Source organism: Pseudomonas sp. FP1762 (assembly GCF_030687105.1).
Classification (GTDB): Bacteria; Pseudomonadota; Gammaproteobacteria; order Pseudomonadales; family Pseudomonadaceae; genus Aquipseudomonas; species Aquipseudomonas siliginis.
Window position 1 is genome coordinate 5,042,973 of sequence record NZ_CP117458.1, and the last position, 21,764, is coordinate 5,064,736.

Here is a 21,764-nt window from a genome sequence, read left to right on the forward strand (position 1 = left end):
TAAACTCCCGCGCCCCAATTCCCCTCAGCAAGGCGCCCGCATGTCTTCCTTGAATCAGGCGCTGCGCGCCGCCCTCGATCAACGCCAGGACCTGCTCGCTGCGCTGCACAGCCAGGGCACCGATTGCTATCGGCTGTTCCACGGCAGCCAGGAAGGCGCCGGCGGCCTGACCATCGACCGCTACGGCCCGCAACTGCTGGTGCAGAGTTTTCACCAGACGCTCGAACGTGACGACCTGCTGCAACTGCACGCCATGGTCAACCAGACCCTGGGCCTCGACAGCCTGCTGGTCTACAACGACCGCTCCCGTGGCAACTCGCGGATTGATCGCGAGGACAGCGTCTATAAAGCCGATGACGCCGCACTGGCGGATCTGGTCGGGCATGAATGGGGCCTGAACTACCGCGTGCGCGGGCGTCATGCCGGGCAGGATCCGCTGCTGTTCCTCGACCTGCGCAACACCCGTGGCTGGGTCAAGGATCATGCGCAAGGCAAAAGCGTGCTCAACCTGTTCGCCTACACCTGTGGTGTTGGCCTCAGTGCGGCGGCCGGCGGTGCGCGCGAGGTGTGCAACCTGGACTTTGCCGAGGGCAATCTGGCGGTCGGTCGCGAGAATGGATTGCTCAACCCGCAGTTGCCGCCGATGCAATTCATTCAGTCCGATTACTTCCCGGCAATCCGCCAACTCGCCGGCCTGCCGATCAGCGTGCGGCGCGGGCAGAAGCTGCCGAGCTATCAGCGCCTCGAACAGCGCCAATACGATCTGGTGCTGCTCGACCCGCCGGCGTGGGCCAAAAGCGCATTTGGCACGGTCGACCTGCTACGCGATTATCAAAGCCTGCTCAAACCGGCCCTGCTGACCACCGCCGACAATGGCGTACTGATCTGCTGCAACAACCTGGCGAAAGTCAGCATGGACGACTGGCGCGAACAAGTGCTGCGCTGCGCCGAAAAGGCCGGCCGCCCGGTGCGCGAATGGAGTGTGATGACCCCGGGCGCCGACTTCCCTTCGCGGGACCAGCAGCCACCGTTGAAGACGCTGATCTTGCAGCTGTGATCCCTCCGGCATGAGCGATTACATTTCCCTGTGGGAGCGAGCCTGCTCGCGAAAGCGCAGTGTCAGTCGACTTGTTTTTCACTGAACCACCGCATTCGCGAGCAGGCTCGCTCCCACCGGGGAGATCTATTCCTACAGAAATTTCTGAACAATCCTGTCCCACATCAAGCACTTCGGAACCAGAATCGCGTGCCATACTCCAAGGCACTCCGATTCAGACAGATGAAGCCGCACATGCCCAAAGGATTGATTCGCGCGATTGGCGCACTGCTGACAGCCCTGGCCCTCTACAGCCTGCTGGGGTTTCTGATCCTGCCGGGCATTGCCTTGCGCGTGGCCAACCAGCAATTGGCGAACTACGCGACGGTGCCGGCGCATCTGCAGCGCATCGAACTCAACCCGTTCAGCCTTGAGGTCACCCTGTGGGGCCTGGTCATCGGCGAACCGGGCAAGGAGCAGGTCGGCTTCGATCGGCTCTATGCCAACCTGCAAATCGACAGCCTGTGGACCAAAGCGCTGCATCTGTCCGACATCGAACTGGACAAACCCAAAAGCGAAATCCTCTTCGCCAAGGACAGCAAGCTCAACCTGCTCGGCCTGTTCAACCTGCCGCCGAGCGAGCCGACACCCGCCGATCCCGACGCCAAGCCATTCCCGCTGCGTATCGACAACATCAAACTGGCCGGCGGCGTGGTGCATTTCGAGGATATGCGGCCCAGCGAGCCGATCGAATTTCTTTACGACGACCTCAGTTTCGAGCTGAAAAACCTCAGCACTTTGCCCGAGGACAGCGCCGACATGACCCTCGTCGCCATCGGCCCCGCTGGCGGGAGGATCGACTGGACCGGCAATTTCAGCCTGATCCCGTTCACCTCCGAAGGCACCCTGAAAGTCACCGATGGCCAGATGAAATCCTTCTGGCCTTACGTGCGTGACGCCGTGCCGCTGGTGCTGGAAAACGGCGTGGTCAGCCTCAGCACTGAGTACAAACTCAACCTGTCGAAACAAACCGAACTGCTGCTGAACAACGTCGCGGTGAGCATTGCGCCGTTCGCCATCAAGGCTCCGGACGGACGTCCGCTGGCCAGGCTCGAACGCCTCGACGTCAGCGAAACCTCGCTGGACCTGGCCAAGCAGCAAGTGGTGGTCGGCAAGATCCGCAGCAACAAACTGGAAACCTGGGCGGCGCTGGAAGCTGACGGCCAACTGGACTGGCAGAAGCTGTTCGCCAGCCAGCCGTCGAAACCGGCTGCCAAAGCCGCTGCCGAACCGGCGGATACACCGGCCGCCGCCGACTCGCCGAAACCTGAGCCAAGCGCCCCGAGCAAGCCATGGCAGGTGCTGGTCAAGGATGTGCAACTGCGCAACTACACGGTCCATCTCGCTGACCGCTCGGCGCAACCGGCGGTGGCGCTGGACATCACCCCGCTGAACGTCGACCTGCAGGATTTCGACAGCCTCAACGGCTCGCCTTTCAAGCTCAAGCTCGACAGCGGTCTGGGCAAGCAAGGCAAGATCAGCGCCGACGGCACGGTCAATCTGGCCCCGGTCAACGCGCAGCTCAACGTGAAAACCCAGGACGTCGACCTGCGTGTCGCGCAGTCCTATATCAACCCGTTCATTCGCCTGGAACTGCGCAGCGGCATGCTCGGCAGTGACCTCAAGGTCAACCTGAAAAGCACCGAACCACTGGCCCTCAGCGTCACCGGCCGCGCGCAGATCGATCAACTGCACACCCTCGATACGCTGAAGACCCGCGACTTCCTCAAATGGCAGCAAGTCGTGGTCGACGGCATCAATTATCAGCACGGCGACAGCCTGTCGATTGACAAGGTCAACCTGTTGCAGCCGTATGTGCGCTTCATGGTCAACGACGATCGCACCACCAACGTCGACGACCTGCTGATCCCGCAACCGGCCGACAGCGGTGCCAAACCTGCCGGAGCCAAACCGCCCGGCAAGGACAAACCACTGGGCATTCACATCGGTGCGATTGCGATCAACGACGGCTCGGCCAACTTCGCCGACTTCAGCCTGACGCCGAATTTCGCCACCGCCGTGCAGCAGCTCAACGGTCAGATCGGCACCATCGACAGCCGTCAGGCAAAACCGGCCAGCGTCGATATCAAAGGCAAGGTCGACCGCTATGCGCCGGTGACCATCAAGGGGGCGGTCAATCCGTTCGACCCGATGGCCAGCCTCGACATCGCCACCAGCTTCAAGCGCGTCGAACTGACGACCCTGACGCCCTACTCCGGCAAATTCGCCGGCTACCGCATCCGCAAGGGCCGGCTCAACCTCGATCTGCACTACCTGATCACCAAAGGCCAGCTGAAAGCCGAGAACAAAGTCGTCGTCGAGCAGCTGCAACTGGGCGAGAAGGTCGACAGCCCTGATGCAGTGAGTCTGCCGCTGAAACTGGCGATCGCCCTGCTCAAGGACGTCGACGGCAAGATCTCCATCGAATTGCCGGTGACCGGCGACCTGAATAATCCACAGTTCAGCGTGATGCCGATCGTCTGGCAAACCCTGCGCAATCTGATCGTCAAAGCGGCCGCCGCACCGTTCAAGATGATCGGCGGGCTGGTCAGTGGCGGCGGCTCCGAAGACCTCGGCACGGTGTCCTTCGCGCCGGGCTCCAGCGATCTGAGCAAAGACGCCGAAGCGGCGCTGGTGAAACTGTCGCAGGCACTCAAGGAACGTCCGGCGCTGCGCCTGGAAATCGAAGGCACGGCCGCGAAGAGCAGCGATGGGCCACTGCTCGCCGAACAACGCCTGGAACGCGAATATCAGTACAACTACTACAAGATGCTCCAGCGCCGTGGCGACAAAGTCCCGGCCCAGGCCTCGCTGCTGCAAGTGCCCGAAAGCGAGAAAGGCGCGTTGCTCGAAGGCATCTACCGCACCCGCCTGAAAACCCAGCCACCGGCAGAATGGAAAGACCTGGGCAAGGAAGAACGCACGGCGAAAATGCGCCAGGGCGTGATCGCGTTCTGGAGTGGCAGCGAGGTGCTGTTGCGCCAGTTGGGCCAGGATCGCGCCAGCACCATCAAGGATTACCTGGTCGACAAGGGCAAGCTCGAGGATGACCGCGTGTATTTCATCGACGCCAACCTCGGCGAGGCCGAAAGCGATGGCCGCGTGGTCACGCAAATGCACCTGGATGCAGAATGACCGCGCGTAACTGGTTGATGGCGCTCGCTCTGACGTGCGCCGCCGGCCATGCGTCGGCTTCGGATACATTGCGCTGCGGCAGCCAATTGATCAGCCTCGGCGACCGCGCTAGCGAGGTGCTGCAAAAATGCGGCGAGCCGGTCAGCCGCGATGTGCTCGGCTACAAGCGCAGTGCCAATCGCCGCGAAGAGTTTCAGGTCGAGGAATGGACCTACGGACCAAACAACGGCATGTACCAGTACCTGCGCTTTGAAGGTAATCGCTTGAGGCAGATCAACAGCAAACGCGGTAACTAAGCCGAACGAAATTCACCCTGTGGGAGCGAGCCTGCTCGCGAATACGGTCTGTCTACTGACGAACTTGTCGGCTGACACTACGCATTCGCGAGCAGGCTCGCTCCCACATTGGTATTGCCCAAAATAGAACAGGCCCCGACACAAGTGCCGGGGCCTGTAATGGTCACATCCGTGTGACCGTTCGCATGAACTCTAAAGTTGCGGCAGACGTATTGCTCGGCCCGTCTGTCGCGTCTTCTCCCGGTTCAGGCGAGAAGTCTTGCCTTACTCGGCTTTCAGGCCGTCAGCGGAGACCGCTTTAACGCCTTTGATTTTCTTGGCGATGCCTACGGCGACTTCTTTCTGCGACTCGGTTACCGCAGTGGTCGACGACAGGGAAACTACACCCTTGTTGGTTTCGACTTTGATATCAGTGCCTGGAATGCCTTTTTCGGTGACCAGATCAGCTTTGACCTTGGTGGTGATCCAGGTATCGGAAGTCTCTTCTTTAGCCTTGGTCATTTCACCGGCAGCCAGAACCATTGGCGACTGGGTAGCCTGAGCGGACTGGGCGAAAGCGCCACCAGCCATGGTCAGGGTCAGAGCGGTAGCAGCGGCAGTGATAGCGAACTTCTTCATACGAGTAACTCCTGTTTTTACTGGAAGTCTGCTGTAACGCTTGTCAGCAGGGTTACCGGATATATTGCGAACGCTGTGCCAACTTTTTTTGCCATATAAATTCTTTTAAAAACAATGAGTTATGAAAAATGCCAATTTTCATTTTCATGCAAAATGCATGACTCGCTCAATCTTCGCATGCAAGTTGCGGTTTTTTGGAAAGTTCATAAGCTGCTGAAATTATTGGAGCTTTTGTAGACAGGTGACCATACGAAAATGCCCCGCAGTGCGGGGCATTCGCTTTGTACTCAGTTAAACGCCAGGGCAACTGGTCGTCGTGTATTCCTTGGAACCGGAGAAGCCGCAAGACCAACCCGCGGTCGCACTACGAGTCAAGGTGATCGTCTGGCCAAGAACCGGAGCCGGAGCATTAAGCAACTTGCAAGTAATCGTCCCGGTACCGTCAGCCACTTTGCCACTCACACCCATTGTGCAGTTTTGAGTGGCACCTACGTTTGCGTTGACGTTAGCCAAAGTTGGATCACCAGATCCCGCGTTGATCACGTCTTCGAAATTGACTTTGAGGGCGGAAACTTCGGCAATACCCGCCGTCACCTTCGACCGCGCCTGATACTTCGAATACTGCGGCAGGGCGATAGTCGCCAGAATGCCGATGATCGCCACAACGATCAGCAGCTCGATCAATGTGAAACCTTGTTGTTTTTTCATAGACACGCTCCATGCATGAGTCGAAATCTCATGATCTGAACAAGGCCCAGCACAGCCCATGCCAACGCCCATTTGCCCCCGTCTGCTGGGCGCGCTCATTCCCCAACGCCGTTTCCTACAACCCGCAACCGCACTATCTGACACTTTTTGTCACCTGCACCGGCCGTGTTTGGCGCTGTCACTTGACTAGGCTATAAGTCATGAACGGCAAGCGTGCGGAATCCCCATGAATGACATCGCTCTGAGCGGTCTGGCCAAGCAATTGGTCCAGGCCGAACTGCTCACGGAAACAAGCGCCCGGCAATCCTGGGCGCAGGCCCAGCGCAATCGCGTGTCGCTGGTCAATTACCTGGTGCACAACAAACTGGTCAACAGCCGGCAAATTGCCGAGATCGCCTCGGAACATTTCGGCATGGCCCTGCTCGATCTGCATTGCCTCGACAAAGAGACTCAGCCCAAGGGTCTGGTCAGTGAGAAACTGGTTCGCCAGCACTGCGCCCTGCCCCTCTGGCGGCGCGGCAACAAACTGTTCGTGGGCCTTTCCGACCCAAGCAATCAGCAGGCGATCAGCGACATTCAGTTCAGCACCGGCCTGAGCACCGAAGCGATTCTGGTGGAGGACGACAAGCTCAGCGACGCCATCGACAAGTTCTTCGACAGCCATGCCTCGGGCCTGGAGGAAATGGCCGATGTCGATCTCGACGGCCTCGACGTCGAGTCCATTGATGACAACAAACAGGACGTGATCGGCGGCCTCGATGCCGACGACGCCCCGGTCGTACGTTTTGTGCACAAGATGCTGCTCGATGCGATCAAAAGCGGCTCTTCCGACCTGCATTTCGAACCCTACGAAAAAAACTATCGGGTGCGCATGCGCACCGACGGCATGCTGCGCGAGGTGGCCAAGCCGCCGATCCAGTTGGCCGGGCGCATTGCCGCGCGCTTGAAGGTAATGGCCAGTCTGGATATCTCGGAACGGCGCAAACCTCAGGACGGCCGCATCAAAATGCGCCTGTCGAAAAGCAAATCCATCGATTTCCGCGTCAACACCCTGCCGACTCTGTGGGGCGAAAAAGTGGTGATCCGGATTCTCGACCCGTCCAGTGCGCAAATGGGCATCGATGCGCTGGGCTACGAGGCCGAACAAAAGGCCTTGTACCTGGCCGCACTGAAACAGCCGCAAGGGATGATTCTGGTCACCGGCCCCACCGGTTCCGGTAAAACCGTGTCGCTGTACACCGGGCTGAACATCCTCAACACCGTCGACATCAATATTTCCACCGCCGAAGATCCGGTGGAAATCAACATGGAAGGCATCAATCAGGTCAACGTCAATCCCCGCCAAGGGCTGGACTTCGCCCAGGCGCTTCGCTCGTTTCTGCGTCAGGACCCGGATGTGATCATGGTCGGCGAGATCCGCGACCTGGAAACCGCCGAGATCGCAATCAAGGCTGCGCAGACCGGCCACCTGGTGCTGTCGACCCTGCACACCAATAGCGCAGCGGAAACCCTGACACGCCTGCACAACATGGGCATTCCCGGTTTCAACATCGCCACCTCGGTCAGCCTGATCATCGCCCAGCGTCTGGCGCGCAAGTTGTGCGCACACTGCAAGCGGCCGCTGGAGATCCCGCACGAAACCTTGCTCAAGGAAGGCTTCCCCGAGGAACGCATCGGCCATTTCACGATCTACGAGCCGGTCGGTTGCGATCACTGCAATGGCGGTTACAAAGGACGCGTGGGGATTTATGAAGTGGTAAAGAACACACCGGACCTGCAACGGCTGATCATGGCCGAAGGCAATTCGCTGGAAATCGATATTCAGATGCGCCGCGACGGCTTCGCCGATCTGCGCACTTCCGGGCTCCACAAGGCCATGCAAGGCATCACCAGCCTTGAGGAAATCAACCGGGTCACCAAGGATTGAACATGGCGGTCAAGGCAGCGAAAGTCAGCGTTTACGCCTGGGAAGGCACCGACCGCAAAGGCAGTAAAGTCAGCGGCGAGTTGAGCGGACAGAACCCCGCACTGATCAAGGCGCAACTGCGCAAACAGGGGATCAACCCGGGCAAGGTGCGCAAGAAATCCGCGTCCCTGCTGACCTTCGGCAAACGCATCAAACCGCAGGACATCGCCCTGTTCACCCGGCAGATGGCGACCATGATGAAGGCCGGCGTGCCGCTGTTGCAGTCCTTCGACATCATCGGCGAAGGCTTCGAAAACCCGGCCATGCGCAAACTGGTCGACGAGGTCAAACAGGAGGTCGCGGCCGGTAACAGCTTCGCTACGGCCCTGCGCAAGAAACCGCAATACTTCGACGAGTTGTACTGCAATCTGGTCGACGCCGGCGAACAGTCTGGCGCCCTCGACACCTTGCTTGAACGGGTCGCGACCTATAAGGAAAAAAGCGAAGCGCTCAAGGCCAAGATCAAGAAAGCCATGACCTACCCCACCGCCGTGGTGCTGGTGGCGGCAGTGGTAACAGGCATTCTGCTGGTCAAAGTGGTGCCGCAGTTCCAGTCGGTATTCTCCGGGTTCGGCGCCGAATTGCCGGGCTTTACCCTGATGATCATCAGCCTGTCGGAGTTCATGCAGCAGTGGTGGTGGGCGATTCTTTTTGCGCTGGTGGCGGTGTTTTTCGGCACTCGCCACGCGTTGAAGACTTCGCAGGCCCTGCGCGACCGGCGCGATGCCTGGCTGCTGAAGCTGCCACTGGTGGGCACCTTGATGTACAAGTCCGCCGTCGCCCGCTTTGCCCGCACCCTGTCGACCACTTTCGCAGCCGGCGTGCCGCTGGTGGAAGCACTGGATTCGGTCGCCGGTGCCACCGGCAATGTGGTGTTCAAGCGCGCGGTGTTGCGCGTGCGGCAGGACGTCTCGACCGGCATGCAACTGAATTTCTCCATGCGCAGCACCGGTGTGTTTCCCAACATGGCGGTGCAGATGACCGCCATCGGCGAGGAATCGGGCGCGCTGGATGACATGCTCGACAAGGTCGCCGGTTTTTATGAAGCGGAAGTCGATAACATGGTCGACAACCTCACCAGCCTGATGGAGCCGTTCATCATGGTGGTGCTGGGGGTCATCGTCGGTGGACTGGTGGTGGCCATGTACCTGCCGATCTTCCAGCTCGGCTCAGCGATCTGACATGTCTATCGATGAACTGTTTGCCGTGTATCCGCTGGCCTTTGTGGTCAGCGCGCTGCTGCTCGGGCTGGTGGTCGGCAGCTTCCTCAATGTTGTGGTCTGGCGCTTGCCGAAAATGCTTGAGCGCGACTGGCGCCAGCAGGCTCATGATGTGCTCGGCCTGCCCACTGAAACGCCTGTGCCGACCTACAACCTGATGCTGCCGCACTCCGCGTGCCCGCATTGCGGACACCGGATCCGCCCTTGGGAAAACATTCCGCTGCTCAGTTATCTGCTGCTGCGCGGGCGCTGCTCGGCTTGTTCGGCGCCGATCAGCAAACGTTACCCGCTGACCGAACTGGCCTGCGGCGTCCTCTCGGCATTCATTGCCTGGCATCTCGGCTTCGGTTGGCCGGCAGGTCTGCTGATCTTGCTGACATGGGGCTTGCTGGCGATGAGTCTGATCGACTGCGAACATCAACTGCTGCCCGATGTGCTGGTGCTGCCGCTGCTGTGGCTGGGGCTGATCGTCAACAGCTTCGGCGTGTTCGTGGCGTTGCCCGATGCGTTGTGGGGCGCGGTCGCGGGTTATTTGGCGCTGTGGTCGGTGTTCTGGCTGTTCAAACTGCTCACCGGCAAGGACGGTATCGGCCATGGCGATTTCAAGCTGTTGGCCTTGCTCGGCGCATGGGGTGGCTGGCAGATTCTGCCGCTGACGATTCTTCTATCTTCCCTGGTGGGGGCGACATTGGGCGTTGTCATGCTGCGTCTGCGTGCCCAGGAAACCTCGACGCCGATCCCCTTCGGACCCTTTCTGGCAATTGCCGGCTGGATTGCCTTGCTCTGGGGTGGTCAAATAACCGACTTCTATTGGCAGTCTGTCGGTTTGAAATGAATACCTCTGTGGAAAAACCCTGGATTCTCGGCCTGACCGGCGGCATCGGCAGCGGCAAAAGTGCGGCGGCGCAGCACTTCATCGATCTCGGTGTGCATGTGGTGGATGCTGATCATGCGGCGCGCTGGGTAGTCGAGCCGGGGCGTCCAGCGCTGGCGAAAATCGCCGAGCATTTCGGTTCCGGCGTGTTGCTGGCCGATGGCACGCTGGACCGCGCCGCCCTGCGCAAACTGATTTTTGAAGACCCTGAACAGCGGCGTTGGCTAGAGGCGCTGTTGCATCCGTTGATCGGCGAAGAAATCGCTGATCATCTGGCGCAGGCAAAATCGCCTTACGCGATTCTGGTGTCACCGTTGCTGATCGAGTCCGGGCAATACGCGATGACCCAGCGCATTCTGGTCATCGATGCGCCGCAACAACTGCAGATCGAACGCACCTTGCAGCGTGACCAGACCAGCGAAGCGCAGGTGCAGGCGATCCTCAAGGCGCAATCGAGCCGTGAAGACCGCGTGAACCGTGCCGACGATGTGATCGTCAACGATCGCGACCTTGCCTGGCTGCACAGCGAGGTCGAGCGTCTGCATCACTTTTATCTGACTTTATCCGGAGGCCAAGCATGAGCCAGATTCCAACCGTTGAATGCCCGACCTGCGGCGCCCCCGTCGAATTCACCCCGGCGAACAAATTCCGTCCGTTTTGCTCCGATCGCTGCAAACTGATCGACCTCGGCGCCTGGGCCTCGGAAGAACACAAGATTCCGGTCGCCCCGGATGCCGAGGACGAGCTGTTTTCCGGCGATTTCGATCCGCGTCACTGATCGCTGATCAGGGCCGCATAAAGCCGTAGTCCTGACTGTCGTCGAGGTTCTCCGCGAGAAAGCGCAACTCGTCGGCCAGGTCTTCGGCATTGCGCACTGCCTTGCTCTGCTGCACCACGGCGCTGAGCAGGGCGCGCAAACTCAGGCCCGGATCAAAGCCCACTTCCTGCGCCAGCTCCAGACTCTGCCGGGTTTCCTGCCGCGCCCATTCGTACACGCCCATGCCACTGCTCCTGAAGGAATTTGCGCGAGCATGAAATCTCTGCTGCCTGGCCGGTTTGATGTGGATCAAGACTTCGGATCGTCGTCCTTCCACGGCGCCGAAAGGTAACGGGTGCGGTTGAAGGTCTCCAGCCATTCCGGGCAGAACACCACCAATGCACTGACGACCATGCCGTTGATAAAAGCCTCGGGAAACAGCAGCAACCACAGGTAGCCGACGAAATCTTCCAGCCATTCCGGCATGGCGAAGAGGCCGTCGTACCACAGCAGCGTCAGGCTCAGAATCAGGCACAACAGGCCGGACAACGCAGCGGCGAAGAAGCCGGAACAGAAGATGTAAACGAACGGATTTCGTGGCTGCGCACGCTCGACCAGAATCGCCACGCATTCGGTGATCAGCACTGGCAGCAGAATCAGCAACGCGCCATTGACGCCGACCGCTGCGAGATCCTGTCGCCCCAACAACACCAGGCCGATCTGCGCAACCAGCCCGCCGACGATCGCCAGCGGCCAATCGAGCAGCAGCGTCACCGCCGTCATGCCGATAAAGTGGTAAGACACACCGGTGTCGAAATCCCTGCGCACCAGCCACAGCAGAAACAGCGCGAACACCGTGCCGAACAGCAAGTGCTGCCGACGACTGTCGCTGAACAGCTCGACCCATGGCGCACGCATGATCGCCCAGAGCAGCGCCGGCAGATAAATCAGCCAGCCGAGTGTCAGGCTTGCCGTTGAAAGCAGTTCGGCACCGATCATGATTCCCTCACCTGCTACTCGACACGCTTTTTTGTAGGAGCTGCCGAAGGCTGCGATCTTTTGATCTTGTTTATAAAAGCAAAAGATCGCAGCCTTCGGCAGCGCCTACAAGGGCGCAATCGCGCGACGTTTATGTCTGAGCCGATGCAAAGCTATCTGCTTGTCGCATTTGGACGCTAAGCTTGGGCTTATGGATGATTCAGATTATTTACGCCTGCTGACCATCGCGGCCGAGCAAGCCAACGCGTTCCTGTCCAATGCCCGCAAATGGGAGCGTGAGCGTTGGGTCTGCCAGCGCCTGCTGCAAGGTCTGAACATCCCCTACCGCGCCGACGAATTCGCCCCGGCCGGTGAGCCGCCGGACGTGTTGTTCCGCGATGCCAATTTCGAAGTTTTTTTCGTCCTCGACGAAGGCCGCCGTCTCAATGATGAATGGCGCGACGAATTGCAGCGTCGGCGCAGTGCGTTCTCCCTGAGCCAACTGGTGCGCCGCGAAGCCAAACCCAAGCGCATCCCGGCCAATGAATTTCTCCTGCGTCTGGCGCCAACCCTGCGCAAGAAGGCGCACAACTACAAGGAACGCGGCATGGATCTGGGTGAACTGGACATCATCGCCTTCGCCAGCCTCAAGCGCGAAGTGCTGGATCTCAACAGTCATTTCCCGCCACCGACCGAATATCTGCGTCAGGGCTGGCGCTCGCTGTCGCTGGTCGGCCCGACATTCGCCAGGGTGCTGTTTGCTCATCCCGACGCGCCGGACTTTCTGCGCAGCAACCTCGGCCGCAGCATTGTGTTCGACGTGGGTATCAGCCTGTGACGCCGCTGCAGCAGTTGATCGCTGAGGTTCCGCAAACCGGTCGTGTGCGCTGGATCGGTGTGCGTCCAGAATCCCGTGGGCCGATGCTTGAGCTGGACGCGGTCGAGGCGCGGCTGGAAGCCGGGCTCACCGGCGACCACGCCCGCCCGGGCGTTCGCAATGCGCGACAGGTGACGCTGATTCAGTGGGAGCACTTGGCGGTGATCAATGCATTGATGGGCCGTCCCGATGACGAGCCGGTCCGGCCTGAAGATCTGCGGCGCAATCTCGTTATAAGCGGAATCAATTTGTTTAGCCTGAAGGGGCGGCGCTTTCGCATCGGGCAAGCGATACTCGAAACCACTGGCTGGTGTCAGCCCTGCGCACGCTTGCAGAACAATCTCGGCCCGGGCACGTTTCAAGCCGTGCGCGGGCATGGCGGGATCACTGCCCGGGTGTTACAAAGCGGCATCATTCGCCTCGACGATAGCGTGTGCGTCGAACCGGTCCCGGACAGCGGCTACGCTGCGTTCAACCCGGGCTGAAAACCGCTGTAGCCTGTGCTCATTCAGTAACGTCTACCTGACGAGGCAAATATGACCAGCCGCCTGAACCCCGAAGACCAAAAGCATGTCGAAGAGTACCTGCAATTGTCCCAACACCGTGTCGAGCGCCGGCCTTTCCGGCCGTGGATGCTCCTGGTGCTGGTGCTGGCAGTGACCATTGGTCTGGGCCTGTTGAGCCGATTTATCAGTTACCTGACGTTATGAGCTGCCTTGCGCTCCCTCGGGTAACCGCACCGATTTCCTTTAAAAACCTTGCGAGTTATCCCTATGTCCCATCGTATTGTCATTGTCGGCGGCGGCGCCGGCGGTCTGGAGTTGGCTACCCGTCTGGGTAAGACTCTGGGCAAGCGCGGCACGGCGAGCGTCATGCTGGTCGACGCGAACCTGACCCACATCTGGAAACCGCTGCTGCACGAAGTGGCCGCCGGTTCCCTGAACTCCTCCGAAGACGAACTCAATTATGTCGCCCAGGCAAAATGGAACCACTTCGAGTTCCAGCTCGGGCGCATGAGCGGGCTTGATCGCGCGCAGAAGAAAATCCAGCTGGCGGCAACCTATGACGAAAACGGCGTCGAGCTGGTACCGGCGCGTGAAGTGGCTTATGACTCGCTGGTGATCAGCGTCGGTAGCACCACCAACGATTTCGGCACCCAGGGCGCGGCGCAGCATTGCCTGTTTCTTGATACGCGCAAACAGGCCGAGCGCTTCCATCAGCAATTGCTCAATCATTATCTGCGCGCCCACGCCGGGCAGACCGACGTGGTCGAGCAGATCAGCGTAGCGATCGTCGGCGCTGGCGCCACTGGCGTCGAACTGGCGGCCGAGTTGCACAACGCCGCCCATGAACTGGCCGCGTATGGTCTGGACCGGATCAAACCGGAAAACATGCACATCACGCTGATCGAAGCCGGCCCACGGGTGCTGCCTGCCCTGCCGGAGCGCATCAGCGGGCCGGTGCACAAGACCCTGGAGAAGCTCGGGGTCAATGTGATGACCAACGCAGCAGTCAGCGAAGTGACTGCCGACAGCCTGATCACCGCCGATGGCAACGAGATCAAGGCCAGCCTGAAGGTCTGGGCTGCCGGCATTCGCGCACCGGGTTTCCTCAAGGACATCGACGGTCTGGAAACCAACCGCATCAATCAGCTGCAAGTGCTGCCGACTCTGCAAACCACTCGCGACGAAAACATCTTTGCCTTCGGTGACTGCGCGGCCTGTCCGCAACCGGGTACCGATCGCAACGTGCCGCCACGGGCACAAGCGGCGCATCAACAGGCGTCGCTGCTGGCCAAGTCGCTGAAATTGCGCATCGAAGGCAAGACCCTGCCGGAGTACAAGTACACCGACTACGGCTCGCTGATTTCACTGTCGCGTTTTTCTGCTGTGGGTAACTTGATGGGTAACCTGACCGGCAGCGTCATGCTCGAAGGCTGGCTGGCGCGGATGTTCTATGTGTCGCTGTACCGTATGCACCAGATGGCGCTGTACGGCCCGTTCCGCACGGCGATGCTGATGCTGGGGAGCAAGATTGGTCGTGGCACCGAACCGCGTCTGAAACTGCACTAAAGCGCCAACCTGTGGGAGCGAGCCTGCTCGCGAAAGCGGTGGATCAGTCAACACTGTCGTTGAATGATTCGCCCCCTTCGCGAGCAAGCTCGCTCCCACATTCTTTCGTGTTGTGCGCAAATCAGCAGGCGAAGGCCTGCAATTGATCTCTGTTCATCAGAGCTGAAAGCGTCGCACCATGCCCTGTAGCGCATTGGCCAGTTGCGACAGTTCGTGGCTCGACGCGCTGGTCTGATCAGCACCTGCAGCCGAACGCACCGACAGGTCGCGAATGTTCACCAGATTGCGATCCACTTCCCGCGCCACCTGCGCCTGCTCCTCGGCAGCGCTGGCGATCACCAGGTTGCGCTCGTGAATCTCGTGCACCGACGCCGTGATCGTCACCAACGCCTCACCTGCCCGCTCTGCGAGAACCAGCGTGCTCGCCGCACGAGATGCGCTGGCCTGCATTGACTCCAGCGCCTGGCTCGAACCGCTGCGCATGCCTTGCACCATCTGCTCGATTTCCTGCGTCGATTGCTGGGTGCGATACGCCAGCGCGCGCACCTCATCGGCTACCACCGCAAAACCTCGACCGCTTTCGCCCGCACGTGCTGCCTCGATGGCAGCGTTGAGCGCCAGCAGATTGGTCTGCTCGGCGATGGCGCGAATCACGTCCAGAACCTTGCCGATGTCTTGCGATTGATTGGCCAGCGACTGCACCAGTTCGCCGGTGTTCTGTACATCACTGGCCAGGGCGTTGATCGCACTGGCGGTTTCGCTGACGCGCTCCTGGCCCAATTGCGCTGATTGACTGGACTGGCGCGTGGCATCGGACGTCGACACCGCGTTGCGCGCGACCTCCTCCACCGCAGCGGTCATCTCGTTGACCGCAGTGGCAGCTTGTTCAATTTCGTTGTTCTGCTCTTGCAGGCCTTGGGTGCTGTCGACAGTGACGGCGCTCAGTTCGTCAGCGGCGGTGGCCAGTTGTGTGGCTGAGCCGCTGATACCTTGCAGGGTCTCGCGCAGGTTCTGTTGCATCGTCGCCAAGGCTTTGAGCAAGCGGCTGACTTCGTCGTTGCCATGGGTTTCGATCGGCCGCGTGAGATCGCCCTTGGCGACACTTTCAGCGGCATCCACAGCGCTGCTCAGCGGGCGCACGATACTGCGCGTGAGCAACATCGCCAGCGCCACTGTGGCCAGCGCTGCCAATCCAATGAACAGGCTGACGATGGTCCGCGAGGTTTCATAATGCGCGGCGGACTTCTCGCTTTCGGCGGCGACCTGGCGGGCGAACAGATCGGCGAGATCGTTGAGTTGCTTGCCGGAGCCGTCGACCACGGTCTTCATGTCAACCAGCAACAATTTGGTCAACTCGTCACGCTTGCCTTGCTCGGCAAGGGTGAATGACTGGGCGATGCCGGTGCGATAGGCGGCGAAGGTTTTCTTGAACTGGTCATACAGCTGCTGACCTTCGGCAGTGTCGACCAGTTTGTCGTAGGCGGCGATTTTCTCGCTCAGTTCCTTGTCGCGGGTGTCCATCTGGCCGCGATAGGTGGCGATATTGGCCGGATCCTGATCGAGCGCCATGCGCAGGGAGATGGTGCGGATGCGCAGCATCAGTTCGCGGATCTCGTCGCCGCCACGGATGCTCGGCAACCAGCGGTTCTCCACCGCCACCTCGCTGTCGCGAATGCTCGACATCTGCCCCAGCGCAAACACGCCGAGCAAGGCCACCAACACCGCGATCAGGGCAAATCCCAGGGCAGCCCGGGGAGCAATATTCAACTGACGAAGCAACATGACGAACGCCCTTATTCTTGTAATGGCCAGATCAAGGGGCGAAGCGTTGGCAGTCCCCTCGTGTTAGCGGGCTATCGGCAGGTTGTATGACGACTTGAAGGGATTCGCCTTTCAGCAGGCAAAAAAAATCCCCGCATCTTTCGATACGAGGATTTTCAATATGGTCGGGGTAAGGGGATTCGAACTCCTGACATCCTGCTCCCAAAGCAGGCGCGCTACCGGACTGCGCTATACCCCGGTAAAAAAAAGGCGACCTTTCAAAGATCGCCTTCTTCGATCAGCGCTTTTGGCCTCTGATCTTAAGATTCGATCCCAGCGCAAACTGGTTTCAAAAATGGTGGGTCGTGTGGGATTCGAACCTACGACCAATTGGTTAAAAGCCAACTGCTCTACCAACTGAGCTAACGACCCAAATATGGTCGGGGTAAGGGGATTCGAACTCCTGACATCCTGCTCCCAAAGCAGGCGCGCTACCGGACTGCGCTATACCCCGGTTTGAAATTGGCTCCGTGACCAGGACTCGAACCTGGGACCCAATGATTAACAGTCATTTGCTCTACCGACTGAGCTATCACGGAACTACACATTTCAATTTACAACGGTGAAGCTTTGTTGCATCTCGCCACCCGTTCGCATCGCTGCGTTCGTGTGTCTGAGGCGCGCTATTCTACAACCTAGAACACCTCTGTCAACCCCCTAAATTGCTTTCAAGTTAATGATTTGCAACTTATTTCAGATTCCAACCCGGTGGGTTGAAACGCTGCCGGTGACTGACTGCGGGGCGCACTTTACAAGCCTTTTCCTTTGAGTTCAACAGCCTGGCGAAAAAAAGGCCTCGCAATGCGAGGCCTTCCCGGTTTCATTGCCGCTGAGGCTTAGCCGAAAACGATTTCGTCGTTCTCGACCTTGCCGGTGGCGGTGTCGCCCGGCATGAAATGACCCGACAGGATCAACTGTGCCAGCGGGTTTTCGATCCAGCGCTGGATCGCCCGTTTCAAAGGACGTGCGCCATACACCGGGTCGTAACCGACGGCGATCAGCTTGTCCATCGCTTCCGGGCTCAGCTCCAGCTTCAGCTCGCGCTCGGCCAGGCGGCTGCGCAGGCGGCCCAACTGGATCTCGGTGATGCCGGCGATCTGATCCCGCGCCAGCGGCTCGAAGATCACCACTTCGTCAACGCGGTTGATGAACTCCGGACGGAAGTGTGAGGTCAGCGCGTCCATCACCGCAGCACGCTGCGCCTCACGATCACCGACCAGTTCCTGGATCTGCATCGACCCGAGGTTGGACGTCATCACGATCACCGTGTTGCGGAAGTCCACCGTACGCCCGTGACTGTCGGTCAGACGGCCATCCTCAAGCACTTGCAGGAGGATGTTGAACACATCCGGGTGCGCCTTCTCGACTTCGTCCATAAGGATCACCGAGTACGGCTTGCGACGCACCGCTTCGGTCAGGTAACCGCCCTCTTCATAGCCTACGTAGCCCGGTGGCGCACCAATCAGACGAGCCACGGAGTGTTTCTCCATGAACTCGGACATGTCGATCCGCACCATCGCCTCTTCGGTATCGAAAAGGAATTCGGCCAAGGCCTTGCACAGCTCGGTTTTACCGACACCGGTAGGGCCGAGGAACATGAACGAGCCGCTCGGACGATTCGGGTCGGACAGTCCGGCGCGGGAACGCCGTACGGCGTTGGCCACAGCCACAACCGCTTCTTCCTGACCGATTACCCGTTTGTGCAACAGGCTCTCCATCTTCATAAGCTTGTCGCGCTCGCCTTCGAGCATTTTCGACACCGGGATGCCAGTCCACTTCGACACGACTTCGGCAATCTCTTCTTCAGTCACCTTGCTGCGCAGCAACTGGTTCTCGCTCTTGCCGTGCTGGTCGACCATTTGCAGGCTGCGTTCCAGATCGGGGATCACCCCGTATTGCAACTCGGCCATGCGATTCAGGTCGCCTTTACGGCGCGCGGCTTCCAGTTCCTGGCGCGACTGTTCGATCTTCTGCTGAATCTGCGCAGAACCCTGCACCTCGGCTTTCTCCGAGTTCCAGATTTCCTCCAGATCGGAATACTCACGCTCGTGACGCTCGATTTCTTCCTGGAGTTTTTCCAGGCGTTTCTTCGCCGCGTCGTCGCTTTCTTTCTTCAGCGCCTGGGATTCCACCTTCAGCTGAATCAGGCGCCGCTCCAGACGATCGAGTACTTCCGGTTTGGAGTCGATCTCCATGCGGATACGGCTGGCCGCCTCGTCGATCAGGTCGATGGCCTTGTCCGGCAGCTGTCGATCCGTGATGTAGCGATGGCTGAGCTTGGCCGCAGCGATGATCGCGCCGTCGGTGATCGCCACCTTGTGGTGGACCTCGTAACGCTCCTTGAGGCCACGCAGAATCGCGATGGTGTCTTCTTCGCTCGGCTCGTCCACCAGAACTTTCTGGAAACGCCGCTCGAGCGCCGCGTCCTTCTCTATATATTGGCGGTACTCATTGAGCGTGGTCGCGCCGACGCAGTGCAGCTCGCCGCGAGCCAGCGCAGGCTTGAGCATGTTGCCAGCGTCCATCGAGCCTTCGCCTTTACCGGCGCCGACCATGGTGTGCAGTTCGTCGATGAACAGAATGATCTGCCCTTCCTGCTTCGACAGTTCATTGAGCAAGCCTTTGAGGCGCTCTTCGAACTCGCCGCGATACTTGGCGCCGGCAATCAGCGCGCCCATGTCCAGCGACAGCAGACGCTTGCCTTTAAGGCCGTCCGGCACTTCGCCGTTGATGATGCGCTGCGCCAGCCCCTCGGCGATCGCGGTTTTACCCACGCCAGGTTCACCGATCAGCACCGGGTTGTTCTTGGTGCGGCGTTGCAGAACCTGAATCGTGCGACGGATTTCGTCGTCGCGGCCGATCACCGGATCAAGCTTGCCGTCTTCGGCGCGTTTGGTCAGGTCGACTGTGTACTTGTCCAGCGCCTGCCGCGACTCTTCGTGGTTGGCGTCGTTTACCGCTTCGCCGCCACGCAGGTTGTTGATCGCGTTTTCCAGGGCCTTCTTGCTCACGCCTTGGCCGAGCAGCAACTTGCCGAGCTTGCTGTTCTCGTCCATCGCGGCGAGCAGCACCAGTTCGCTGGAAATGAACTGGTCGCCCTTCTGCTGAGCGAGACGGTCAGCCTGATTGAGCAGGCGCGCCAGATCCTGCGACATGTTGACGTCGCCGGTCGGGTTCTGGATTTTCGGTAGTTGATCGAGCTCTTTGGTCAGCTCTTTACGCAAGCTGTTGACGTCGAAGCCGACTTGCATCAGCAGCGGCTTGATCGAACCGCCCTGCTGTTCAAGCATGGCCTGCATCAAGTGCGCCGGCTCGATGGCCGGATGATCGTGGCCAACCGCCAACGACTGGGCGTCGGACAGGGCCAACTGTAATTTGCTGGTTAAACGGTCAATACGCATGGGTCACCTTCCTTTTGAGCAGGCCGGACCTAAGAAACCATCCTGAATAAAGAAACCTGCCAGATACCACTGTAGATGCGGTCGATTCTGGGAGATTCAAGCGTCGGAGAGTTGATGCAGATCAGAGAGTTTAGCGGGTGAGCCAAACAAGGGAGGCGAAACGACCGGTGCGCGACGCACGGCGATAGGAGAAGAAGCGCGGATCGGTCACGGTGCAGAAACCGCCACCATAAACAGCCGTGACACCCCGTTCAGCCAGACGCAGGCGCGCCAGCAGATAGATATCAGCCATGAACTTGCCGGCATTGTTGCTCGGTACGAACGCTTCTGCTGCTTCAGGCAGTTGATTGATGAAGACTTCCCGTACTTCCGGACCGACTTCAAAGGCTTTGGGGCCAATGGCCGGGCCGAGCCAGACCAGTACCTCGTCAGCAGGAACATCGAGGCTGTCGAGAGTTGCCTCAAGCACGCCCGCCGCCAGACCCCGCCAACCGGCATGAGCGGCCGCGACACGCGTGCCGGCACGATCGCAGAACAATGCCGGCAAACAGTCTGCCGTCATCGCCGCGCAGGCAATACCCGGCGCTGCCGTCCAACTGGCATCTGCAGTCGCAACGACGCCCGGATCAGCATGGGCAACGGTGATCCCGTGCACTTGCTGCAACCAGGCAGGCTGTATGGAGAAGTGATCGGTCAAGCGTCGACGGTTCTCAGCGACGTCCTGCGGACGATCATCGACATGATCGCCCAGATTCAGGCTGTCGAACGGCGCCTCGCTGACACCACCCTCGCGGGTGGTGACACAGGCCCTGACGCTGGCCGGCGCAGGCCAGTCCGGCGTCAGCCAGTTCATCCGACGAAGGCCTCGCGATCCTGCTTGAGCAGGGTCAGCAGCCAGACGAAATCTTCCGGCAGCGGCGATTCCCAGCTCATGCGCTCACCGCTCGTCGGGTGATCGAGTTCAAGGAAGCGCGCGTGCAGCGCCTGACGCGGGAAGTGCTTGAGCGATTCCACCATGGTCGGGTTGGCCGCAGGCGGAATGCGGAAACGCCCGCCGTACGCCGGATCGCCGACCAACGGGAAGTTGATGTGCGCCATGTGCACGCGGATCTGGTGGGTCCGACCGGTTTCCAGTTTCACCCGCACGTGGGTGTGCGAACGGAAACGTTCGAGCACGCGGTAGTGGCTGACGGCAGGCTTGCCGCCTTCCATCACTGCCATGCGCTGGCGTTGCTGGCCGTGACGACCGATCGGCGCGTTGATCTTGCCACCGGCGGTGACCACGCCAATGACGATGCACTCATAGATGCGGCTGACACTGCGGCTCTGCAATTGCGCAACCAGTTTGGTCTGCGCCTGAATGGTCTTGGCCACCACCATCAGACCGGTGGTGTCCTTGTCCAGACGATGCACGATACCGGCGCGCGGGACATTGATGATGTCCGGCACATGGTGCAACAAAGCGTTGAGCAGGGTGCCATCGGCGTGACCGGCGGCCGGGTGCACCACCAGGCCCGCAGGCTTGTTGATCACCAGGATGTCGTCGTCTTCATAGACGATGTCGAGCTCGATGTCCTGGGCGATCCACTCGCCCTGGGCTTCCTGCTCGGCAGTCAGCTCAAGGACGGCACCGCCATGCACAATGTCGCGCGGGCGGATCACCGCCCCGTCCACAGTCAGGCGACCTTCTTTGATCCAGGCGGAAAGGCGCGAGCGTGAGTGCTCAGCGAAGAGTTGGGCGGCGACTTGATCGAGGCGTTGGCCGCCCAATTCGGACGGCACCTCTGCGCGAAGTTCAATTTTATCGGACATGCTCGGACTGGGCGTCGGCACAGCCTTTGGTTTCGGCTGCGCGCTTGTGGTTAAATACGGCGTCTTTTGCCCCGAGGCTTTTCAACGGGGCGCTCATCATAACAGGACGGCCCCGCCCAAGACAGCGGCCGTC

At 59.9% G+C, this 21,764-nt stretch carries 20 protein-coding genes and 4 tRNA genes; 12 read left to right on the forward strand and 12 right to left on the reverse strand.

The genetic code is table 11. The features are described from left to right. Positions 1-40: 40 nt before the first annotated feature. The 3 genes from PSH90_RS22450 to PSH90_RS22460 all read left to right on the forward strand — a co-directional run bounded on the left by PSH90_RS22450 (position 41) and on the right by PSH90_RS22460 (position 4,527). On the forward strand, positions 41-1,057 hold the full coding sequence (locus PSH90_RS22450; RefSeq protein WP_305381545.1) for a class I SAM-dependent rRNA methyltransferase: 1,017 nt from the start codon (positions 41-43) through the stop codon (positions 1,055-1,057). A gap of 222 nt (positions 1,058-1,279) precedes the next feature. Continuing rightward, the gene (locus PSH90_RS22455) at positions 1,280-4,231 is read left to right on the forward strand and encodes a DUF748 domain-containing protein (protein WP_305381547.1); all 2,952 of its coding nucleotides are present in this window, start codon (positions 1,280-1,282) and stop codon (positions 4,229-4,231) included. Further along, positions 4,228-4,527, forward strand: coding sequence for a DUF2845 domain-containing protein (locus PSH90_RS22460; RefSeq protein WP_150742242.1), 300 nt, complete (start codon positions 4,228-4,230; stop codon positions 4,525-4,527). The genes PSH90_RS22455 and PSH90_RS22460 overlap by 4 nt, the downstream gene beginning before the upstream one ends. A gap of 264 nt (positions 4,528-4,791) precedes the next feature. Here the strand turns inward: PSH90_RS22460 and PSH90_RS22465 are convergent, their stop codons facing one another. Both PSH90_RS22465 and PSH90_RS22470 read right to left on the reverse strand, forming a co-directional pair. Then, a complete protein-coding gene (locus PSH90_RS22465) occupies positions 4,792-5,145 on the reverse strand; it encodes a BON domain-containing protein (RefSeq protein WP_071173629.1) in 354 nt (117 codons plus the stop codon). Positions 5,146-5,436: 291 nt separating this feature from the next. Beyond that, the gene (locus tag PSH90_RS22470; RefSeq protein ID WP_071173630.1) at positions 5,437-5,853 is read right to left on the reverse strand and encodes a pilin; all 417 of its coding nucleotides are present in this window, start codon (positions 5,851-5,853) and stop codon (positions 5,437-5,439) included. Positions 5,854-6,079: 226 nt separating this feature from the next. Between PSH90_RS22470 and pilB the strand changes: the two genes are divergently transcribed. Genes pilB through yacG form a run of 5 tightly spaced genes read left to right on the forward strand, consistent with a single transcriptional unit; the run spans position 6,080 to position 10,691 of the window. Next, positions 6,080-7,780: a type IV-A pilus assembly ATPase PilB gene (pilB, locus tag PSH90_RS22475; RefSeq protein ID WP_056790439.1), complete on the forward strand. Its 1,701-nt coding sequence runs from the start codon at positions 6,080-6,082 to the stop codon at positions 7,778-7,780. Positions 7,781-7,782: 2 nt separating this feature from the next. Then, on the forward strand, positions 7,783-9,000 hold the full coding sequence (locus tag PSH90_RS22480; protein ID WP_252884847.1) for a type II secretion system F family protein: 1,218 nt from the start codon (positions 7,783-7,785) through the stop codon (positions 8,998-9,000). 1 nt (position 9,001) lies between these two features. Then, a complete protein-coding gene (locus PSH90_RS22485; RefSeq protein WP_150742243.1) occupies positions 9,002-9,874 on the forward strand; it encodes an A24 family peptidase in 873 nt (290 codons plus the stop codon). Then, positions 9,871-10,494 (forward strand): dephospho-CoA kinase, encoded by a 624-nt coding sequence (gene coaE, locus PSH90_RS22490; protein ID WP_305381548.1) that lies wholly within the window; start codon positions 9,871-9,873, stop codon positions 10,492-10,494. The genes PSH90_RS22485 and coaE overlap by 4 nt, the downstream gene beginning before the upstream one ends. Then, positions 10,491-10,691: a DNA gyrase inhibitor YacG gene (gene yacG, locus PSH90_RS22495; RefSeq protein ID WP_016773149.1), complete on the forward strand. Its 201-nt coding sequence runs from the start codon at positions 10,491-10,493 to the stop codon at positions 10,689-10,691. Before coaE ends, yacG begins: the two co-directional genes overlap by 4 nt. Positions 10,692-10,698: 7 nt before the next feature. Here yacG and PSH90_RS22500 read toward each other — a convergent pair whose 3' ends face one another. After that, complete coding sequence (locus PSH90_RS22500; RefSeq protein WP_016773148.1) at positions 10,699-10,914, reverse strand: hypothetical protein; 216 nt, start codon at positions 10,912-10,914, stop codon at positions 10,699-10,701. Between the two features lie 65 nt (positions 10,915-10,979). After that, entirely contained in the window at positions 10,980-11,669 is a 690-nt protein-coding gene (locus tag PSH90_RS22505; protein ID WP_041477814.1) for an energy-coupling factor ABC transporter permease, read from the reverse strand. 190 nt (positions 11,670-11,859) lie between these two features. On the opposite strand from PSH90_RS22505, the gene PSH90_RS22510 reads away from it, so the two are divergent. The 4 genes from PSH90_RS22510 (at position 11,860) to PSH90_RS22525 (ending at position 14,597) form a co-directional block, all read left to right on the forward strand. Then, complete coding sequence (locus PSH90_RS22510) at positions 11,860-12,486, forward strand: DUF1780 domain-containing protein (RefSeq protein WP_007909887.1); 627 nt, start codon at positions 11,860-11,862, stop codon at positions 12,484-12,486. Then, positions 12,483-13,010: an MOSC domain-containing protein gene (locus PSH90_RS22515; RefSeq protein ID WP_160768590.1), complete on the forward strand. Its 528-nt coding sequence runs from the start codon at positions 12,483-12,485 to the stop codon at positions 13,008-13,010. The genes PSH90_RS22510 and PSH90_RS22515 overlap by 4 nt, the downstream gene beginning before the upstream one ends. Positions 13,011-13,061: 51 nt before the next feature. Beyond that, positions 13,062-13,235: a DUF3094 domain-containing protein gene (locus PSH90_RS22520; RefSeq protein WP_007909875.1), complete on the forward strand. Its 174-nt coding sequence runs from the start codon at positions 13,062-13,064 to the stop codon at positions 13,233-13,235. A 63-nt stretch (positions 13,236-13,298) separates the two neighbouring features. Continuing rightward, entirely contained in the window at positions 13,299-14,597 is a 1,299-nt protein-coding gene (locus PSH90_RS22525) for an NAD(P)/FAD-dependent oxidoreductase (RefSeq protein ID WP_016773144.1), read from the forward strand. Between the two features lie 156 nt (positions 14,598-14,753). Here the strand turns inward: PSH90_RS22525 and PSH90_RS22535 are convergent, their stop codons facing one another. From PSH90_RS22535 to rluD, 8 genes are all read right to left on the reverse strand, one after another. Continuing rightward, positions 14,754-16,379, reverse strand: a complete 1,626-nt coding sequence (locus PSH90_RS22535; RefSeq protein ID WP_041477812.1) for a methyl-accepting chemotaxis protein — start codon at positions 16,377-16,379, stop codon at positions 14,754-14,756. A gap of 161 nt (positions 16,380-16,540) precedes the next feature. Further along, positions 16,541-16,617 (reverse strand) — tRNA-Pro (locus PSH90_RS22540). Between the two features lie 97 nt (positions 16,618-16,714). Next, positions 16,715-16,790, reverse strand: a tRNA-Lys gene (locus PSH90_RS22545). A 5-nt stretch (positions 16,791-16,795) separates the two neighbouring features. Next, positions 16,796-16,872 (reverse strand) — tRNA-Pro (locus tag PSH90_RS22550). Positions 16,873-16,881: 9 nt separating this feature from the next. Then, positions 16,882-16,957 (reverse strand) — tRNA-Asn (locus tag PSH90_RS22555). 297 nt (positions 16,958-17,254) lie between these two features. Then, positions 17,255-19,819 (reverse strand): ATP-dependent chaperone ClpB, encoded by a 2,565-nt coding sequence (gene clpB, locus PSH90_RS22560; RefSeq protein ID WP_016773142.1) that lies wholly within the window; start codon positions 19,817-19,819, stop codon positions 17,255-17,257. Between the two features lie 130 nt (positions 19,820-19,949). Further along, positions 19,950-20,672 carry a peptidoglycan editing factor PgeF gene (gene pgeF, locus PSH90_RS22565; protein ID WP_056790460.1) on the reverse strand — a complete coding sequence of 241 codons (723 nt, stop codon included), beginning with the start codon at positions 20,670-20,672 and terminating at the stop codon, positions 19,950-19,952. Then, positions 20,669-21,631 carry a 23S rRNA pseudouridine(1911/1915/1917) synthase RluD gene (gene rluD / locus PSH90_RS22570; protein ID WP_016773140.1) on the reverse strand — a complete coding sequence of 321 codons (963 nt, stop codon included), beginning with the start codon at positions 21,629-21,631 and terminating at the stop codon, positions 20,669-20,671. The genes pgeF and rluD overlap by 4 nt, the downstream gene beginning before the upstream one ends. Positions 21,632-21,764 lie beyond the last annotated feature (133 nt).